This is a genomic window from Burkholderia ubonensis (genome assembly GCF_001718695.1).
In the GTDB taxonomy this organism is placed as follows: domain Bacteria; phylum Pseudomonadota; class Gammaproteobacteria; order Burkholderiales; family Burkholderiaceae; genus Burkholderia; species Burkholderia ubonensis_B.
In genome coordinates this window covers 588,284-605,933 of record NZ_CP013422.1, presented here as the reverse complement: position 1 = coordinate 605,933, position 17,650 = coordinate 588,284, and the positions used below count along the sequence as shown (strand labels likewise).

At 68.8% G+C, this 17,650-nt stretch carries 13 protein-coding genes and 2 pseudogenes; 2 read left to right on the top strand and 13 right to left on the bottom strand.

Annotated features, from left to right (window positions below):
- Positions 1 to 11: 11 nt before the first annotated feature.
- The 3 genes from WJ35_RS22590 to WJ35_RS22580 form a co-directional block, all read right to left on the bottom strand.
- Positions 12 to 1,283 carry an ABC transporter permease gene (locus WJ35_RS22590; RefSeq protein WP_080427787.1) on the bottom strand — a complete coding sequence of 424 codons (1,272 nt, stop codon included), beginning with the start codon at positions 1,281 to 1,283 and terminating at the stop codon, positions 12 to 14.
- Between the two features lie 98 nt (positions 1,284 to 1,381).
- Positions 1,382 to 2,428, bottom strand: coding sequence for an ABC transporter substrate-binding protein (locus tag WJ35_RS22585; protein WP_060233937.1), 1,047 nt, complete (start codon positions 2,426 to 2,428; stop codon positions 1,382 to 1,384).
- A 71-nt stretch (positions 2,429 to 2,499) separates the two neighbouring features.
- On the bottom strand, positions 2,500 to 3,618 hold the full coding sequence (locus WJ35_RS22580) for an ABC transporter ATP-binding protein (RefSeq protein ID WP_060233936.1): 1,119 nt from the start codon (positions 3,616 to 3,618) through the stop codon (positions 2,500 to 2,502).
- Between the two features lie 109 nt (positions 3,619 to 3,727).
- Here WJ35_RS22580 and WJ35_RS22575 point away from each other — a divergent pair.
- A pseudogene (locus WJ35_RS22575) lies at positions 3,728 to 5,259 on the top strand (PLP-dependent aminotransferase family protein).
- Between the two features lie 35 nt (positions 5,260 to 5,294).
- Here WJ35_RS22575 and WJ35_RS22570 read toward each other — a convergent pair.
- The 5 genes from WJ35_RS22570 to WJ35_RS22550 all read right to left on the bottom strand — a co-directional run bounded on the left by WJ35_RS22570 (position 5,295) and on the right by WJ35_RS22550 (position 10,924).
- Complete coding sequence (locus WJ35_RS22570) at positions 5,295 to 6,326, bottom strand: lipase secretion chaperone (RefSeq protein WP_060233935.1); 1,032 nt, start codon at positions 6,324 to 6,326, stop codon at positions 5,295 to 5,297.
- A gap of 3 nt (positions 6,327 to 6,329) precedes the next feature.
- Positions 6,330 to 7,424 carry a triacylglycerol lipase gene (locus WJ35_RS22565; RefSeq protein ID WP_069240046.1) on the bottom strand — a complete coding sequence of 365 codons (1,095 nt, stop codon included), beginning with the start codon at positions 7,422 to 7,424 and terminating at the stop codon, positions 6,330 to 6,332.
- A gap of 227 nt (positions 7,425 to 7,651) precedes the next feature.
- Entirely contained in the window at positions 7,652 to 9,781 is a 2,130-nt protein-coding gene (locus tag WJ35_RS22560) for a TonB-dependent copper receptor (protein WP_069240045.1), read from the bottom strand.
- An 81-nt stretch (positions 9,782 to 9,862) separates the two neighbouring features.
- Positions 9,863 to 10,231 carry a DUF2946 domain-containing protein gene (locus WJ35_RS22555; RefSeq protein ID WP_069240044.1) on the bottom strand — a complete coding sequence of 123 codons (369 nt, stop codon included), beginning with the start codon at positions 10,229 to 10,231 and terminating at the stop codon, positions 9,863 to 9,865.
- Positions 10,232 to 10,387: 156 nt separating this feature from the next.
- On the bottom strand, positions 10,388 to 10,924 hold the full coding sequence (locus tag WJ35_RS22550) for a cytochrome b (protein WP_069240043.1): 537 nt from the start codon (positions 10,922 to 10,924) through the stop codon (positions 10,388 to 10,390).
- 231 nt (positions 10,925 to 11,155) lie between these two features.
- On the opposite strand from WJ35_RS22550, the gene WJ35_RS22545 reads away from it, so the two are divergent.
- Positions 11,156 to 11,794 (top strand): Pr6Pr family membrane protein, encoded by a 639-nt coding sequence (locus WJ35_RS22545; protein ID WP_069240042.1) that lies wholly within the window; start codon positions 11,156 to 11,158, stop codon positions 11,792 to 11,794.
- A 49-nt stretch (positions 11,795 to 11,843) separates the two neighbouring features.
- Here WJ35_RS22545 and WJ35_RS22540 read toward each other — a convergent pair whose 3' ends face one another.
- From WJ35_RS22540 to WJ35_RS22520, 5 genes and pseudogenes are all read right to left on the bottom strand, one after another.
- Positions 11,844 to 12,578 carry a peptidoglycan DD-metalloendopeptidase family protein gene (locus WJ35_RS22540; protein WP_069240041.1) on the bottom strand — a complete coding sequence of 245 codons (735 nt, stop codon included), beginning with the start codon at positions 12,576 to 12,578 and terminating at the stop codon, positions 11,844 to 11,846.
- Between the two features lie 374 nt (positions 12,579 to 12,952).
- Positions 12,953 to 13,294, bottom strand: coding sequence for a DUF4148 domain-containing protein (locus WJ35_RS22535; RefSeq protein WP_069240040.1), 342 nt, complete (start codon positions 13,292 to 13,294; stop codon positions 12,953 to 12,955).
- Between the two features lie 199 nt (positions 13,295 to 13,493).
- Positions 13,494 to 14,906, bottom strand: coding sequence for an NADP-dependent phosphogluconate dehydrogenase (gndA, locus tag WJ35_RS22530; RefSeq protein WP_060233929.1), 1,413 nt, complete (start codon positions 14,904 to 14,906; stop codon positions 13,494 to 13,496).
- A gap of 97 nt (positions 14,907 to 15,003) precedes the next feature.
- Positions 15,004 to 15,642: a DUF938 domain-containing protein gene (locus WJ35_RS22525; RefSeq protein ID WP_060233928.1), complete on the bottom strand. Its 639-nt coding sequence runs from the start codon at positions 15,640 to 15,642 to the stop codon at positions 15,004 to 15,006.
- Positions 15,639 to 16,563, bottom strand: a pseudogene (locus WJ35_RS22520) (NAD-dependent protein deacetylase). Before WJ35_RS22520 ends, WJ35_RS22525 begins: the two are co-directional and overlap by 4 nt.
- Between the last annotated feature and the right edge of the window lie 1,087 nt (positions 16,564 to 17,650).

Here is a 17,650-nt window from a genome sequence, read left to right as displayed (position 1 = left end):
TTGTGTCGCGCTTAGCCGAGGCTCACGTTCGAGCGGGTGAAGCGGTTGTAGACCGCGTACAGCACGAGCGTCGCCGCGAGCAGCAGCCCGCCGAGCGCACACGCCATGCCCCAGTTGATCGTCACGTTCGTGAAGTACGCGACGTAGTAGCTGACCATCTGGTCGTTCGGCCCGCCGAGCAGCGCCGGCGTGATGTAGTAGCCGATCGCGAGGATGAACACCAGCAGCGCGCCCGCGCCGACGCCCGGATACGTCTGGGGCACGTACACGCGCCAGAACGCCGCGAACGGATGGCTGCCGAGCGACACGGCCGCGCGCTGGTAGGTCGGCGGGATCGCCTTCATCACGCTGAAGAGCGGCAGGATCATGAACGGCAGCAGGATGTGCGTCATCGAGATGTACACGCCGACCCGGTTGAACAGCAGCGCGAGCGGATGCGAGATCAGCCCGCTGCCGATCAGCGCCTTGTTGACGAGCCCCTCGCTCTGCAGCAGCACGATCCACGCGGCGACGCGCACCAGCACCGAGGTCCAGAACGGGATCAGCACGAGGATCATCACGAGGTTCGCGCGCCGCTCCGACAGCGTCGAGATCCAGTACGCGAGCGGATAGCCGAGCAGCAGCGCGAACAGCGTGACCGCGACGCCGATCACGAGCGTGCGGCCGAAGATCGCCAGGTAGATCGACTGGTCCGGATCGGCGGGCACGACGTGGCCGAAGCCGTCCTGCTTGTGATCGAGCGACGCGAGCAGGTAGAACGGCGAGTACGCGCTGCCGTTCTTCGCGATCGCCTGCCAGTACGCGGGGTCGGCCCAGCGCGCATCGAGCTCGACGAGCTTGCCGCGCTGCTGCGCGGGCGTGAGCGCTTCGCCGTTATCGCCCTTGAGCGGCATCGCGCGCGCCGTCTTCGCGACGAGCGACCGGTAGCCGGGAATCTCGGTGTTCAGGCGCCGCGCGAGCGCGCCCATCGCCTCGCTGTCGGCAACCCGCGTCATGTCGGCGGCGAGCGCCGCGTACGCGGCGTCGGCGGGCGGCGTCTTGCGGTCCCAGCCGGACAGCGCGGCGACCGTCTTCGGCAGCGCGGTCGCGATCTCCGGGTTCTGCACCGCGCGCGTCAGCAGCGCGCCGATCGGCACGACGAAGATCAGCAGCAGGAAAATCGCGAGCGGCGCGACCAGCAGCAGCGCCATCGCGCGCTTCCTGGCCTCGGCGGCCTTCAGCTCGCGTTTCAGCGTGGCAGTCGACTGCGTCGACGAAGAAGTGGCGATCGTCATCGTATTCAATGTGCCTCTCCGGCCGGACCGGAGTCCGGCGGCATGCCGCGCGAAGCGCCGCGACGCGTGCGCGCCGCGCGGCCGGTTGCGTCACGACTGCGACGCGCTTACTTCGATGCCCACGCGGCGAAGCGCTGCTCGAGCTCGTCGCTGTGGTCGGTCCAGAAGCCGATGTCCTGCAGCACCGCGTTCTTGCCGTTGGTCGGCGAGTTCGGCAGGTTCGCGAGCGTCTTCGCGTCGAGCGACTTGATCGCGGCGACGCTCGCCGGGCCGTACGAGATGTGCTGCGCGTACTCCTGCTGCGGCTTCGTCGACAGCGTGTACGCGATGTACTTCTCCGCCAGCGCCTTGTTCGGCGTGCCCTTCGGAATCGCCCAGTAGTCCAGATCGTAGATGCTGCCGTTCCAGACCACCTTCAGGTTCTTGCCTTCCTTCTGCGCGGCGCTGATGCGGCCGTTGTACGCGGTCGACATCACGACGTCGCCGGCGACCAGGAACTGCGGCGGCTGCGCGCCGGCTTCCCACCACTGGATGTACGGCTTCAGCTCGTCGAGCTTCTTGAACGCGCGGTCCTGGCCGGCCTTCGTGCCGAGCACCTTGTAGACGTCCTTCGGCGCGACGCCGTCGGCCATCAGCGCGAACTCGAGGTTGTAGCGCGCGCCCTTGCGCATCCCGCGCTTGCCCGGGAATTTCTTCACGTCCCAGAAATCGGCCCAGCCGGCCGGCGCGGTCTTCAGCTTGTCCGCGTTGTACGCGAGCGTGGTCGACCACACGAAGAAGCCGACGCCGCAGGTCTGCGGCGATTCCGGAATCAGGTCGGATTTCTTCGCGATCTTCGACCAGTCGAGCTTCTCGTACAGCCCTTCGTCGCAGCCGCGGTTCAGGTCGCCCGATTCGACCTCGACCACGTCCCAGTTGACGTGCCTCGCCTCGACCATCGCCTTCACCTTGGCCTGCTCGCCGTTGTATTCGACGGCCGTGACCTTGGTGCCGGTCGACTTCTCGAACGGCTGGTTGAACGCGACCTTCTGCGCATCGCCGTTCGCGCCGCCGAAGTTGACGACCGTGATCTCCGCCGCCGACGCGGATGCGCCGAACACGGCCAGCGCCAGCGCGAAGGCGGTGCGGCGCGCGGTAAAGCTTGCTCGATTCATGATGGTTCCTCTCGTGGTGGAAGTGCGCCGTTGTTATGGACGACGTGCTGCGAAAAACCGTGAAGCCATGTTCAGGCGAATACGCGCAGGTGCTCGGGCGCGAATGCCAGCCCGACCGGCGCGCCGGGCGAGAACGCATCGAGCGCGCCGGTGCCGAGCGGCACCTTCACGAAGCATTCGTCCTGCCCAGGCACCGCGCAGCGCATGCGCACGTGATCGCCGAAATAGATGAGGCTGCGGGCCTCGCCCGCCAGCAGGTTCGCGGCAGCGCCGTTCGCGTGGCCGTTCGCGTGGCCGTTGCCGTGCTGCGGCGCGAGGCTCATGCGCTCGGGACGGATGCATGCGACCGCGGGTGCGCCCGCTTCCGCGTTGCCGATGTTGCGGCCGACGAGCGTCGTGCCGTCGTCGAGCCGGAACTCGCAGAACTCGCCGTCGACGCGCGCGACCCTGCCGCGCAGCCGGTTGCTGTCGCCGATGAAGTTGGCGACGAATTCGTTGCACGGCGATTCGTACAGGCGGTCGACGGTGTCGAGCTGCTGCACGATGCCCTTGTCGAACACGGCGACGCGGTCCGACATCGTCAGCGCCTCGCCCTGGTCGTGCGTCACATACACGAAGGTCACGCCGAGCTTCTCGTGCAGCGCCTTCAGTTCGTACTGCATGTGTTCGCGCAGCTGCTTGTCGAGCGCGCCCAGCGGCTCGTCCATCAGCACGAGCCTCGGCTCGAACACGAGCGCGCGGGCCAGCGCGATGCGCTGCTGCTGGCCGCCCGACAGCTGCGCCGGGTAGCGCTTCGCGAAGCGCTCCATCTGCACCATCTTCAGCGCATGCGCGACGCGCTCGGCGCGCTCGCCGGCCGGCAGCTTGCGCACCGTCAGCGGATACGCGACGTTCTGCTCGACCGTCAGGTGCGGGAACAGCGCGTAGTTCTGGAACACCATGCCGATGTTGCGCTTGTGCGGCGGCACGTTGTTCAGCAGCTCGCCTTCGAGGCGGATCTCGCCGCCCGTCGGAAACTCGAAGCCGGCCAGCATCATCAGGCAGGTGGTCTTGCCGGAGCCGGACGGCCCGAGCAGCGTCAGGAATTCCCCGCGGCGGATGTCCAGGTCGAGCGATTTGACGACGAGCGTCTCGCCGTCGTAGGTCTTCCGCACGCCGCGAAAGCTGACGATCACTTCATCGGTCTTCATCGTGGCTGTCCCCTTGCAACGCGCCATGCATTTATTGAGATGCAGACGACTATACGGCTGGCACGGTTCTATACTAGGGAACCATTTCAATATTCCTAGTAGGACCACTTTGGATACCGTGATCCTTGCCGACTGGCTCTCCGCGCGCCTCGACCGCAGCTCGTCCGAGCCGATGTATCGCCAGTTGCTGCAGCTGATGCAGCAGGCCATCCTGACCGGGGAATTGGGGCCAGGAACCAAGCTGCCGAGTTCACGGACACTCGCCGCCGACCTGTCGATCGCGCGCAATACCGTGCTGCACGTGTACGACCAGCTGACGGCCGAAGGCTACGTGCTGACGACCACCGGCAGCGGCACCTATGTCGCCGACACGCGCCCGGACGCCGCGGCGATGCTGGCGCCGGGCAGCCCGCCGCCGTCGCCTTCCGCCGTCGATGCAGCGGCGCGGCAGGACGACGCGCAGGGGGCGGCCTGTCGATGCGCGGCCGGCAGCTGATCGAGCATGCGGGTGTGTCGCGCCGCCAGTGGGGCGCGTTCATGCCGGGCGTGCCGGACGTAGCGGAATTTCCGAGCCGCACATGGAGCCGCCTGCAGGCGCGGCTGTGGAAGGAAGCGAACCCTGAGCTGCTGACCTACGCGCCCGGCGGCGGCTACCGGCCGCTGCGGCGCGCGCTCGCCGACTACCTGCGCGTCGCGCGCTCGGTGAAATGCTCGCCGGACCAGCTGATCATCACGACGGGGATCCACCAGTCGATCGATCTCGCGGTGCGCCTCCTGTCCGACATCGGCGATCGCGCGTGGGTGGAAGAGCCGTGCTACTGGGGCGTGCGCAGCGTGCTGCAGGCGGCCGGGCTGACGCTCACGCCGGTGCCGGTCGACCAGGAAGGGCTCGACCCGCGCGTGAGCGACCTGCAGCATCCGCCTCGGCTCGTGCTCGTCACGCCGTCGCACCAATATCCGCTCGGGATGGTGATGAGCCTCGCGCGGCGCCGGATGCTGCTCGAATACGCGCGGCAGCACCGCTGCTGGATCATCGAGGACGACTACGACAGCGAATTCCGCTACGGCAGCCGGCCGCTCGCGTCGCTGCAGGGGCTCGACGACGGCGGCCGCGTGATCTACGTCGGCAGTCTCGGCAAGATGCTGTTCCCGGGCTTGCGGATGGGCTACATGGTCGTGCCGGAGCACCTGGTCGACACGTTCCGCACCGGGCTGTCGGAGCTGTATCGCGAGGGCCAGCTGATGCAGCAGGCCGTGCTCGCCGAATTCATCATGGACGGCTACCTGACCTCGCACGTGCGGCGCATGCGCACGCTGTACGGCGAGCGCCGGCAGTTGCTGATCGACGCGATCCATGCCCGCTTCGGCGACGCGCTGCCGGTGATGGGCGACGAGGCGGGCCTGCATCTCGTGCTCGGCCTGCCCGACGCCTGCGACGATCGCGCGGTCACGCAGAGCGCGTTCGACGCCGGCGTGATCGTGCGCCCGCTCACGAGCTACTACAGCAGCGCGGACGCCGCGCGGCCGGGCCTGCTGCTCGGCTATGCGTGCGTCGCGCACGAGAGCATCGGCCCCGCGTTCGACACGCTCGCGACGACGATCGAGCGCCACCTGCCGCGGCGGGCGACGCGCGCGGCGTAGGGCCGCAGGGCCGGCACAGGCCGCGCGCGGCGCGGCTACCGCGAGGCCGCCGCGCCGCGATCGAGCGACGCCGCGCGCAGCGCGTCGCCCGGTTTCGTGAACAGCCGCTGGCGCAGCGCCGCGATCTGCGCGTCGCGCTCGTGCGGCGGCAGCCCCGACGCGGAGATCTGGTCGCGTTGCGCCGCATAGTCGGTGTAACGGCGCTGCCACGCGTCGTCGTCCTGCTGCATGCGCGCGGCGCGCTCCGCCACCTCCGGGCCGAGCGACTGGGTCAATTGCGCGCGCATCGCGTCCGGCGTCGCGCCCGACTTCTGCAGCTGCGCGATCTGCGCGATCGCGGCCTGCTGCTGCGCGACGCGCTGCCGTTCGGCGCGTGCGCCGGGCGGCAGCTGCTGGTCGAGCGCGGCAAGCCGCTCGGCCTTCTGCGCGTCGGTCAGCGTGCGGTCCTGCGCGATCTTCAGCCGCGCGAGATCGAAGCGCTGCCGCCACTGTTCGTCACTGAAGAACGGTTCGTTCCATTCGCCAAGCGTGCGCCGCGCGATCGACACGCGCTGGTCGAGCGCGAGCTCCAGCGCGCCGATGTCGGACTTGTCGGCGACGGCGCCCGCGGCCGGCAGCTTCGCCAGTTCGGCCAGGTACGTGCGGTACCGGCGCCAGACGTCGAGCGCTTCCGGCTGCGCAACGGTGCCGTCGAGCTGCGCGGCGATCTCGCGCGCGACCAGCGCATCGAGCGCGGTCGCGCTCAGGTCGCTCTGCGCGCTCAGGCAATAGTCGAAGAAATCGCGCACCGCGCGCGCTTTCGCCAGATGGCCGCCCGCCTCGAGCGGCAGGCGCGGCGCGCTCGAGCCGGCCAGCGACGACGGCAGGCCCGCGCTCGCCGCGTCCGGCGGCAACGCCGGGGCCGCGCCGCCGAGCGTCATTGCATCCGCCGATGCGCGCGCGGAACCCGCGTCGTGATGCAACGCGGCGCCACGCCCGATCCACACGCCGCCCGCGACGACCAGCGCCGCGACGGCCACCGCTGCGGCGCGCCGCCAGCGCGGCGCGCGATCGTCACGTGCGGCCATCGCTTACACGCCTGCGAGCTTCAGCCGGTTCGCGTGCGTGCGGATCACCGCGACCGGGTCTTCCGCATACGCGCCGCGCACGCCCAGCAGCTGGTTGATCTCGTCGACGTGGTTCCACTTGTAGCTCGTGCTCAGCACCTGCCCGAACAGCGCGCTGCATTTCGACACGACGCCGTCGTTTTCGCCCGAGCCGCGGTTGACCATCACCGTGCCGCTGCCGAGCAGCGCGAGCGTCGACGCGTCGAGCGCATTCGCCGGATCGACGACCGGAGTCGTGCTCGTATCCTTCGCGCCCGTCACGCCCAGCGCGGAAAACGTCGGCTGGATCGCGGTGCCGGCCCACGAGTACAGCAGGTGCGTGTTGCCGCCGACCGTCTCCGTCGGCGCGCCGCTCTGGCACGAGCCGGGCGCGCCGAGCCCCGCGCTCGGGAAGTTCTGGTTATAGGTCGCGGCCCGCGCCGTGGTCAGCGTCTGCAGCGCGGCGAGCGCATCCTGGTTGGTGTTGTGGGTGCTGCTCGTCAACATCCCGAACACGTTGACGAACGCCGCGATCACCGTCGACGAAAGACCGGTCGGATCGTACGCGAGCACGCCCTGCACGAAATCCGCGAATTCCGAGCCGCGGTGCGGCGTGCCGATCGTCGTCACCGACGCGACCAGCTCCGGCGCGACGGCGGCGACATAGCGCGACGACAGGCCGCCCTGGCTGTGGCCGATCAGGTTGACCTTGGCCGCGCCGGTTTGCGCAAGCACCTGCTTCACTTGCGCGAGCAATTGCTCGCCGCGCCCGTTCGGGCCGTCGTCGCTCTGGTAGCCGGACAGGTTCGCGACGTATACGGTCGCGCCGTGCTGCTGCAGGTCCTGCTGGATGCCGTAAAAGTAATCGAGCACGCCCGCGTACTTGTCGGTGCCCGTCAGCCCGTGCACGAGAATGATCGGATAACGCGTCGTCGCGTAATCGTCCGTGGCCGCGGTTGCCGCCACCGCCGCGCGCGTCGTCGCGAGCGTCATCACTGCGGTCATGCCCGCGAACGGCGCGGCGCTCATCGCGCATGCCACTGCCCCTGCCACCACCCTGGAACGCATCGATCTGACCATCTATGTTCTCCTGATTATTGTGATTCTGGTGCGAATGAGATCGGATCGATGCACATTGCCCGTTGCCTCGAACGCAGCCGGCATGTGCATCGAATGCGGGAGTGAATCACGAGTGGCGAACGTTGGGTCCCGACTAGATACGGTTCTCTAATCGCTTGACGCGCCCCGCCGCTTCGGGCGGGGGCGCGCCGCTGCGCGCGCATGCTGCATCGCACACGCGCTGCGCGTTACAGCTTCGCGCTGACGCGCACCCACGCAGTACGCCCCGGCTCGGTCACGGGCGTGTTGGCCGCGTAGCCGAAGCCCGCGTTGCCGGCGAGGTTCAGGTGCTCCGTATAGGCCTTGTTCAGCACGTTGTCGACGCCGACCGACACCTGCACGGTCTTGCTCACGTTGTATTGCGCATGCAGCGACAGCACGCCGAACCCGGCGCTCGGACCGAAGTCCTTCCCCACCACGTTGCCCTCGTTGAGCGCGTAGCGATGCTGCGATGCAACGACGCGCCACAGGCCGCCCGCCGACCACGCGCCGCGCGTGTACTCGACTCCGAAGCGTGCTTCGAGCGGCGGCATCTGCGGCAGCGGATCGCCGGTCGCCACGTTGCGCCCCCACGCATACGCGAGCGACGTCTCGACGCGCAACGGCGCGACCGGCCGCCACGACACGCCGGCCTCGCCGCCCATGATCTGCGCATTGACGTTGGTCGCCTGCGTGGTCGATCCCATCATGCCGGCCGCGTAATTGAACAGGATGAAGTCCTGCACGTAGCCCGCGTACGCCGACACCCACGCATCGAGCCGCTCGCTCCGGTACTGCGCGCCGATGTCGAGCTGCGTGGTCTTCTCGGGCTTGACCGCCGAGAACGCATTGACCGCGCCGGCCGGCCCGCGCTTCGCGGAGAACAGCTCCCAGTAGTCGGGAAAGCGCTCCGCATGGCCGATCCCCGCGTACCACGTGACCGGCAGCGCCGCGAGATCCCGCTCGTAGCGGATGAAGCCGCTCGGCAGCACGCGCGAGCGGTCGTCGTCGAACGTCGGATTCGGCTTGCCCGTCATCATGCCGCCCGTCGTCGGCCGCTTGTCGCGCGCGCTCGCATAGTCGACGCGCGCACCGCCGATCACGCGCGACGCGTCGCTCGCGTACCAGGTCAGCTCGCCGAACGCGCCCGCGTTCCACATCGTCGTCTGCGCATTCCACGGCTTGTCCGCATAGTTCTGCCGCCCCATGGCCGAGCGCGAATCGAGCCGGTTCGACTGCGCGTCGACGCCCGCGACGAGCTTGAAGTCGTCGCCGAAGCGCAACGTCGCCGCGGCCCGCGCGCCGAGCGTGCGGCGCCGCACTTCCGACGCCATCCGCATCGGCATGCTGCTCGTCGGGTCGGGCTGCCGCAGCGTGTAGTTGTCCATCACGTGATCGGCTTCGTTGTAGTACACGCGCGCCTCGACGCGGTCGAGCACGTCGCCGATGTGCTGCTTGTCGAACGACAGGCCGAAGGTCTCGCGGCGGAAATGCGCGCCGTCCATCCCGCGCCCCGCGTAGCGCGCATAGCCGTCGCCCCCGCCGGCCGTCAGCTCGACGCGCGTATGGTCGTCCGGCGTCAAGCCGAGCGCCGCGTCCGCGTTCCACTTGTCCCACTGCGACGGCACGGTGCGGCCGTTGCCGTCCTTGTAGTCGTCCGAATGCGCGTGGTTCGCGCTCACGCGGCCGTACACGTCCGGCGTGCCGGCCGTCACGTCGAGGTTCTGGTCGTTGCGCCCGAACGAGCCGCCGACGAGACTGCCGTCGAAACGCATGCCGGGCTTGTCGAAGCGCCGCGTCGTGCGCTCGAACAGCACCGTGCCGGCCGATGCGCCGGGGCCGTACAGCACCGTCTGCGGCCCTTTCACCACGGTGAGCTTGTCGTAGCTTTCCGGCGCGATGTACGACGTCGGCGCGTCCATCCGGCCCGGACAGGCGCCAAGCGTCGGCATCCCGTTCGCGAGGATGTTCAGCCGCGAGCCGAACATGCCGCGCAGCACCGCGTCGCCGTTCGTGCCGCCGCTGCGGATCGACGCGAAGCCCGGAATCGTCTTCAGGTAATCCGCGCCGTCGCTGGCAGGCAGCGGCTGGCGCGGCTTCTTCGGATCGGTGACGACGACGAGCGGCGTTCTCAGCGGCGACGCGACGACCTCGACGGGCGGCAACAGCCACGCTGCGTCGTCCGGCGGCGCGCCGGCGACGCGCACGGGTTCGGCCGCGACGGCGGCCGTCATCGCGCTGGCGGCCAGCGCGGGAACGGTGAGAGTGAGCACGCGCGGCACGCGCCGTGCATCGGGATGGCGCGACGCGTTCGGCGCGCGCGACGAAAAATTAGTCATGAGTAAGCCCGAGTGACGCCCTCCACGCAGCCTCGACGGACTGCACGGATAGCGGCGATGAAAGAGACGGAAGACTGCGCGTCAGGCGTTCTCGGGCGGCGCGCGCGGATAGGCGCGCGGATAGCGTCGTGTGGCAGCCGCAAGCGTGCGCGGTGCGGCAGCGCCCGCGAACACGGCGGGGATGAAGGCGATCGACGCGGCGACGGGGCCGCCGATCGCCGGACTGTGCGCGAAGAAGCTGCAGTAGCCGCACGCATCGAGATGCGCCGCGTGATCGTGCGTCTGCTGCGCCGCCCGCGCCAGATGTGCGCCGTGCCCGGTGCCGCAGACGACCGCATCGGGCGATGCGGCCTGCGCGATACGCCACTGCGACACCAGCGGCACGACGATCGCGAACCAGATCGCGAGCATGCCCAGCCAGGCAGTCAGATGACGATGTCGATGCAGCATGCGCGGCAGTGCGTAAACGGAATGTAAAAGCAGCCGCGATGTTACAGAATGTTCAGCACACTGGCCAGCCGAGCGCGGCCGTAAACGACGCAGGGGCGCATGGTTGTATCGACAACCATGCGCCCCTGCAGCGTGCGCGCGTCGAACCTGTGCGGATTACGGCATCATGCGACGCAGCACGTCGTCACGCCGGACGAAATGATGATAAAGCGCTGCCAGCGCGTGCAGGCCGATCACGAAATAGAACGCGTTGCCGATCAGCTCGTGCGCGTCCTTGATGGCTGGCCGCAGCGCCTTGTCGGGCCCGAGCAGCGTGAACGAGATGCCGAGCCAGTCGAGCGAGACCGGCTTGCCGCCCAGGTTGATCATGATGATGCCCAGCAACGGCTGCGCGATGATGAACGCGTACAGCGCCAGATGCGCGAGCGTCGACAGCCACTTCAGCAACGGCGCCTGCATGATCGCGTCCGGCGCGCGGCTCACCATGCGCCACACCACGCGCAGCACCGACAGCACCAGCACGAGCGTCCCCGCGGTCAGATGCACGTTCATCCAGAACGCGCGGCTGTCGCTGCCCTTCGGCCCGCGAATCTCGATCGCCAGATAAGTCAGCGCCACCAGCAGGAACACGGCCCAGTGGAAAAAGATAGCCGGCGTGCTGTAGCGCGACTGTTTCGCGATTATGTTTTTCATCGTTGCTCTCATGTTGCTCGTGGAGTATGCGCGGCCGGCACGGGCCGCGGCTGCCCGGCGCGCGGCGGCTGTCGCGATTGTAGCGTCGCGGGCAGCGGGTGTTGCACGACTGGATCAAATATCCGACGAATCGGAGCGGCGCGGCGGCATGGCGGCCATATGGAAAGTCCGCATCGCGCGCGTGCGCGGCTGTGGCACGATGAAGCTTTGGTGCGACGTTGCGCAGGCATCATGAGCAAAGCGTTCTTCGTTGCAGCCTACCGGCTGACGGCCGCGTTGCTCGCGCTTTCGACGACGCTGCACGGCATCGCAGGCCGCCTGGACATGCCGATGTTTCACGTCGGCAACTATCTGAGCTACTTCACCCAGCTGAGCAGCCTGTACGCAGCCGCGATGCTGTTCGCGGGGCTGTCGCGCATTCCGCGCACGGGCTCCGCACGCTACGAGTCGATGCGCGGCGCGGCGGTGCTGTACATGCTGATCACCGCGATCGTCTACGAACTGCTGCTCGCGCAGCCCGACGCGCTCCTGCACATCACGCCGGCCTACCACAACTGGGTGCTGCACCGGATCGTGCCGCTCGTGGTGCTCGGCGACTGGCTGTATGTGGAGCCGCGCTCACCGATTCCGTGGCAGAGCGCGGTGACGTGGCTCGGCTTTCCGGTCGTCTACCTCGCGTACACGCTGCTGCGCGGCGCCTGGGAAAACTGGTATCCGTACCCGTTCGTCGACCCGCGGCCGCACGGCTATCTGCCCGTCGCCGTTCAGTGTTCGCTGATCGCGCTCGGCGCCGCGGCGCTCGCGCTGGGGATTCGCTGGCTCGGCAATCGTCCGGCGCGGCTCGGCGCCGCGCAGCTCGAGGACGGGTGAAGGCGGGAACGTGTGCGCCGCGCGGCGCACACGTCGTCATGCGATGGCGTCAGCCGCCGTTGCGCGCCAGGAAGTTCATCGGATCGACCACCTTGCCGTTTTGCCGGACTTCGAATTCGAACGTCGCCCGCCCGCTCGCATCGGTGTCCATCTCGGCGACCGGCTGGCCGGTCCGCACCGCGTCGCCTTCGTTGACGAGCAGCTTGCCGTTGTGGCCGTATGCCGTGATCAGGCCGCTCTCGTGCTTCAGGATCACGAGCGGACCGTACGCCTTGACGCCGGACCCCGCGTAGACGACCCGCCCGTTCGCCGCGGCGCGCACCGTCCGGTCGGGCCCGGACGCGGCGATGACGATCCCGCGCGTCTTGCCGGCCGAGAACGGCATCGCGACGATGCCGGTAGCCGGCCATGCCAGCGAGCCCGGCTGCGCGGAGGCGGACGGCGCCTGCGTGATCGACGTGGCGGCGGGCGGCGGCGCAACGCGCAGCACCTGGCCGGGCCTGACCGTGTCGGTCGGCGCCATGTGGTTCCAGCCGGCCACGTCCTGCACGCGCTGGCCGAACGCGCCCGCGATGCCCGCGAGCGTGTCGCCCGGGTTCACGCGGTAGTAGCCCGCTATCACGCCGGGCGTCGCGGCCGACATCGGCGTCGACGATCGCATCGGCTGCCAGGTGTCGGTCCACGGCGTCATCGTGCAGCCCGTCAGCGCCGCGGCCGCGACGACCAACGCCGCCTGCGGCAGCCAGCGCGTCAGCGCCTCGTGGATCGGAATCGTTTCTCTCAAGGGTCCTCCGGGGTTTGCGTCGTTGCGCCGCCCACCGCCCTCCGGCGTGCGTCGCACGGTGTCCGGCGCGGCGGCCGGACCAACCAGTATCCGACCGCGGATGCGGCCGGCAGTTTCCACTGCGGAACGTCGGCGCGAATGGGCTCATCGGCCCCTTTTTCGCGTCGTCCCAACCGGCAAAGATACCATTGGTCGCGCCCATGCCCGCGACCCGTAGCCGATCCCGCAACAATCTTGCGGCTGCCGCCGCCCGCTCGCGACCGGTGCAGCCCATGAAAACAGCCCGCCGTTCCGGGATGCGGAACGGCGGGCTGTTCGTACTGCCTGAGATCGGTCAACGCGGGCCGCGGTAGCGGCCCGCCGACCGTCGGCGATCAACGACCCTTGTAGATCGGTGCGCCGTCCGACACGCGCTTCACTTGCCAGCCGGTCTTGGCTACCGGTGCACCCGACTCTTGCTGGCCGGCCGGCTGCGCGCCGTAGCCGCTCGTGTCGGCCGCGGCGACGTTCTGCTGCGGATGCACGCGCGCTTCGGCCGCGAGGATGCCTTCCGGATAGTTGGTGCGGTCGCTGCCGAGCTTGTAGCCGGCCTGTTGCAGCGCCGACAGCTCGGCCTTGACCTGGTCGCGGGTGACCGGGCCGTTTTGTTGGGCGAACGAGACGGCCGGAACAGCGAGGACGGCAGCAGCAGCGAACGTTGCGATCAGCGATTTCATGACTTACCTCCGTGATTTTTTGCTCCGCCGCACACACCATGTCTGCAGCGATGGAACAGAGTCTAGTCCCGAGATCACTTAGGGAAAACCATGAAACCGCGAAAACACTGTTTCCGTGACGCCAACAATCCCGGGATCTGGAACCAAAAACCCTACTCAAAGAATAGAATTTCGCAACAATCGCGGCTCGCCGCCTCCCTCAGGACCAGTTCGCGTGGAAGCTGCCCGGCTTGTCGGTGCGCTCGAACGTATGCGCGCCGAAGAAGTCGCGCTGCGCCTGCACAAGGTTCGCCGGCAGCCGTTCCGAGCGGTAGCTGTCGAAGTACGCGACCGCCGACGCGAACGCCGGCACCGGCACCCCGGCCTTCACCGCCGCGATCACGACCTCGCGCAGCGACGCCTGGTAGTTCGCGGCGATGTCCTGGAAGTACGGATCGAGCAGCAGGTTCGCGAGCGCCGGATCCTTCGCATACGCATCCGTGATCTTCTGCAGGAAGCGCGCACGGATGATGCAGCCCGCGCGGAAGATCTTCGCGATGGTGCCCAGATCCAGCTTCCAGCCGTATTCCTCCGATGCGGTGCGCATCTGCGCGAAGCCCTGCGCGTACGAGATCACCTTGCTCAGGTACAGCGCACGGCGCACGGCCTCGACGAACGCTGCGCGATCGCCCTGCAGCGGCGTCGCGGACGGGCCCGACAGCACCTTGCTGGCCGCCACGCGCTCCGTCTTCAGCGACGACAGCACGCGTGCGAACACCGACTCGGTGATCAGCGGCAGCGGCACGCCGAGATCCAGCGCGTTCTGGCTCGTCCACTTGCCGGTGCCCTTCTGCGCCGCACGATCGAGGATCACGTCGACCAGATGCTTGCCGGTTTCGTCATCCCTCTTGCCGAAGATCTTCGACGTGATCTCCATCAGGTAGCTGTCCAGCTCGCCCTGGTTCCAGTCGGTGTAGACCGCGCCCAGTTCGTCGTTCGTGAGACCGGCGACGTCCTTCAGCACCGCATAGCTCTCGGCGATCAACTGCATGTCGCCGTATTCGATCCCGTTGTGGACCATCTTCACGTAGTGGCCCGCGCCGTCCGGCCCCATGTACGCGACGCACGGCTCGCCGTCCGACGGCGCCTTCGCGGCGATCTGCTTGAGGATCGGCTCGACGAGATCGTACGCGTCGCGCTGGCCGCCCGGCATGATCGACGGGCCGCGCAGCGCGCCCTCTTCGCCGCCCGACACGCCGGTGCCGATGAAATGCAGGCCCGATTGCGCGAGTTCCTGGTTGCGGCGGATCGTGTCGGTGAAGTGCGTGTTGCCGCCGTCGATCAGCACGTCACCCTTCTCGAGCAGCGGCTTGAGCGAGGCGATCGTCGCGTCGGTCGCGGCGCCCGCCTTCACCATCATCAGGATCCGGCGCGGCGTTTCGAGCGACGCGACGAATTCCTCGAGCGTGTAGGTCGGCACCAGGTTGCGGCCGGGGAATTCGGCGATCAGTTCGTCGGTCTTCTCGCGGCTGCGGTTGTACACCGATACCGCGTAGCCGCGGCTCTCGATATTGAGTGCGAGATTGCGGCCCATCACCGCGAGTCCGATCACACCGATTGCTTGTTTGCCCATTAGTCAATTCTCCGGAAAAAACAGGGCGCGACCCGATCGGGGCCGCGCGCACAGGCGAAAGGATAAGGGAAACCCGGCCGCGATGCGCGGGCAAGTGTCATTGGTCGGCGTGCGGCAGGCGCCGGAACACGACGCTCAGGTTGTTGGCGGGCATCTCGACGACCTCGATGCAGTCGAGCCCGCGATCGAGGCCGAGTGCGACGACCGTCTCGAGATCGCGCACGCCCCACGACGGGTCGCGGCTTCTGAGCTGCGCGTCGAACGCCGCGTTCGACGGCGCGGTGTGCCGGCCTTCGCGGCGATACGGGCCGTACAGGACCAGCACGCCGCCCGGCCGCAGCACGCGCGACGCGCCGGCGAACAGCGCTTCGGCGCATGCCCACGGCGCGATGTGGATCATGTTGATGCAGACGATCGCGTCGAGCGCCGCGAACGGCCACGCCGCGTCGCGCACGTCGAACGCGAGCGGCGCGTCGACGTTCGGCAGCCCCATATGCGCGATCCACGCCGCGATCGAGCGCCGCGCCTGCGCGTCGGGATCGCTCGGGTGCCAGCGCAGCGCGGGCAGCCCGGCCGCGAAATGCACGACGTGCTGGCCGGTGCCGCTGGCGATTTCGAGCACGTCGCCGCCGGCCGGCAGCACACGGCGCAGCACGTCGAGGATCGGCCCGCGGTTGCGCTCGGCCGCGGGCGCGGAAAGCCGCAGCGACGGACCGTCAGGAGTCGTGCCGGTCATGGTGCGCAACGCTCCGTTTCGAAATCGGCAAGGCCCAGCCGCGCGTTCAGCGCGTCGAGCGCGGACGCGCACGGCACCTCGACCTTCAGCGTCAGCATCGGATCGGCGCGCGTGTGGCCAAGGTTGAGCGCCGCGACCGGCTTGTGCTGCGCCTGCGCCCATACGCAGAAACGGTAGCCGGAATACACCATCAGCGACGAGCCGACGACCAGCAGCGCATCCGCCGCATCGAGCGCCGCGGCGGCCGCGGGCGACGCGCTCGCGCGGCACGTTCTCGCCGAAGAACACGACCGCCGGCTTGAGCAGGCCGCCGCACGCCGGACAGGCCGGAATGCGGAAGGCGTCGAGCGCATGCCATTCGAGATGCGCATCGCCGTCGGCGGCGGGCTGCGCCTGCGCGCCCAGCAGCTCGGGGTTCTCCGCTTCGAGCACGGCCTGGATCGCGGCCCGCGCATGGTGTGCGCCGCAATCGAGACAGGTCACGCCGTTGATGCCGCCGTGCAGTTCGATCACGTCCGTGCTGCCCGCGCGCTGATGCAGGCCGTCGACGTTCTGCGTGACGAGGCGCTCGATCCGGCCGGCCGCGCCGAGCCGCGCGAGCGCGGCGTGCGACCGGTTCGGCCGCGCGTTGCCGACGACCGGCCAGCCGATCATGCTGCGCGCCCAGTAGCGCCGCCGCGCGGCGTCGGAACCGAGGAATTCGTGAAGCTGGATCGGCGCCGATCGCATCCACTGTCCGTTGCGGTCGCGATAGCCGGGAATGCCGGAATCCGTGCTGATGCCCGCGCCCGTCAGCACGAGCAGGCGCGGATGGCGCTCGACGAACGCGTGGAGCGCATCGAGCGCGGCCGGGTCGATGCCGGCAGATGGCGGGTCGTACAGGTCGTGCTGGTCGGGATCGTGCAGGCGGGTGTCGTTCATGTCGGCGGGCGGGATCGAGCGTGATCGAACGTGATGGGGCGCGCCGGAACGTCGTGCGCCCCGCAGCGGCGCTCCAGCACGCCAGCACATGATACAGAACGCTGCGCGATCCGGCCGGAGGCCGGCACACGACCGCGATGGCGCAAAAAAAGGCGCCCATCCTCCAAAGGGTGATGGGCGCTTGAACAATTGATCCATCGGGGTTGTGGATCAACTGACAGCACAAACTCGTCGGATCCGCCGCTGCTCGGCCGGCGAACCCTACCCCTGAACTGCACCTGCGATTTCCCGGTATGGCGTGGCGGCCTGCGCGTCCACACTTCGCGGTTTTTGGCGATTCGCCGCGCCGCAGCGAGCGCGTGGCGTCCGGCTCGCGCCTGCTGCGCGCGGCGGGCGGCACGACGACGCTTCGCTGCCGTCGGTCGTCCCGCAGCATGCCGCCGCGGGTCATGCCGGCCGGCAGCGGTCGATCCCGTGCGTCACGCCTGCACACTGGCTGTCGGCGTGCGTCCGGACGGAACGGACGGGCGCGCGCCTACGTCGCCACCAGCAGCGGCGACGCGCGTGCACGATCACGGACAGGACTGCGATTCATGTTTGCAACACGACAGGTTGCGCTTCGATCTGTTCTCATTGTCTTGTCCCCGTGTTCGATGCGTCCGACCCGCTGAAGCGAAGGCCGCGCGCCACGGCGGCGGCGCGCGCACTTTTGGCGTGCACAAGACATGCAAGGAGCGCACCATGCTGCGCGGCGCAAGGCTGCACGGGCCCCGATATCGCGGCGATGCAATGCGCGCAGCGACGCCAACGCGTGAATGATTCGAAAATGAAACAGCGAGGCCGTCCGCGCGAGCGGCGGACGGTGACCGCACTGTCGTGGCGATCGTTCGCGTTGGCGGGCGCGGTTCACCGGTGCCGACGCGATACCGACGATCCGCTTACAATCCTGCGATCGTCGCCGCGGCAGCACGAATCGCGCGGCGCGCTCCGCAGCCGGCCCGACGCACGATGCACGATGCGTGCTCAACGCGATGCCCGTCGGTACATCGCCAACCCCGGACACGGCCGCACGCGTGTCCGCTTCGTC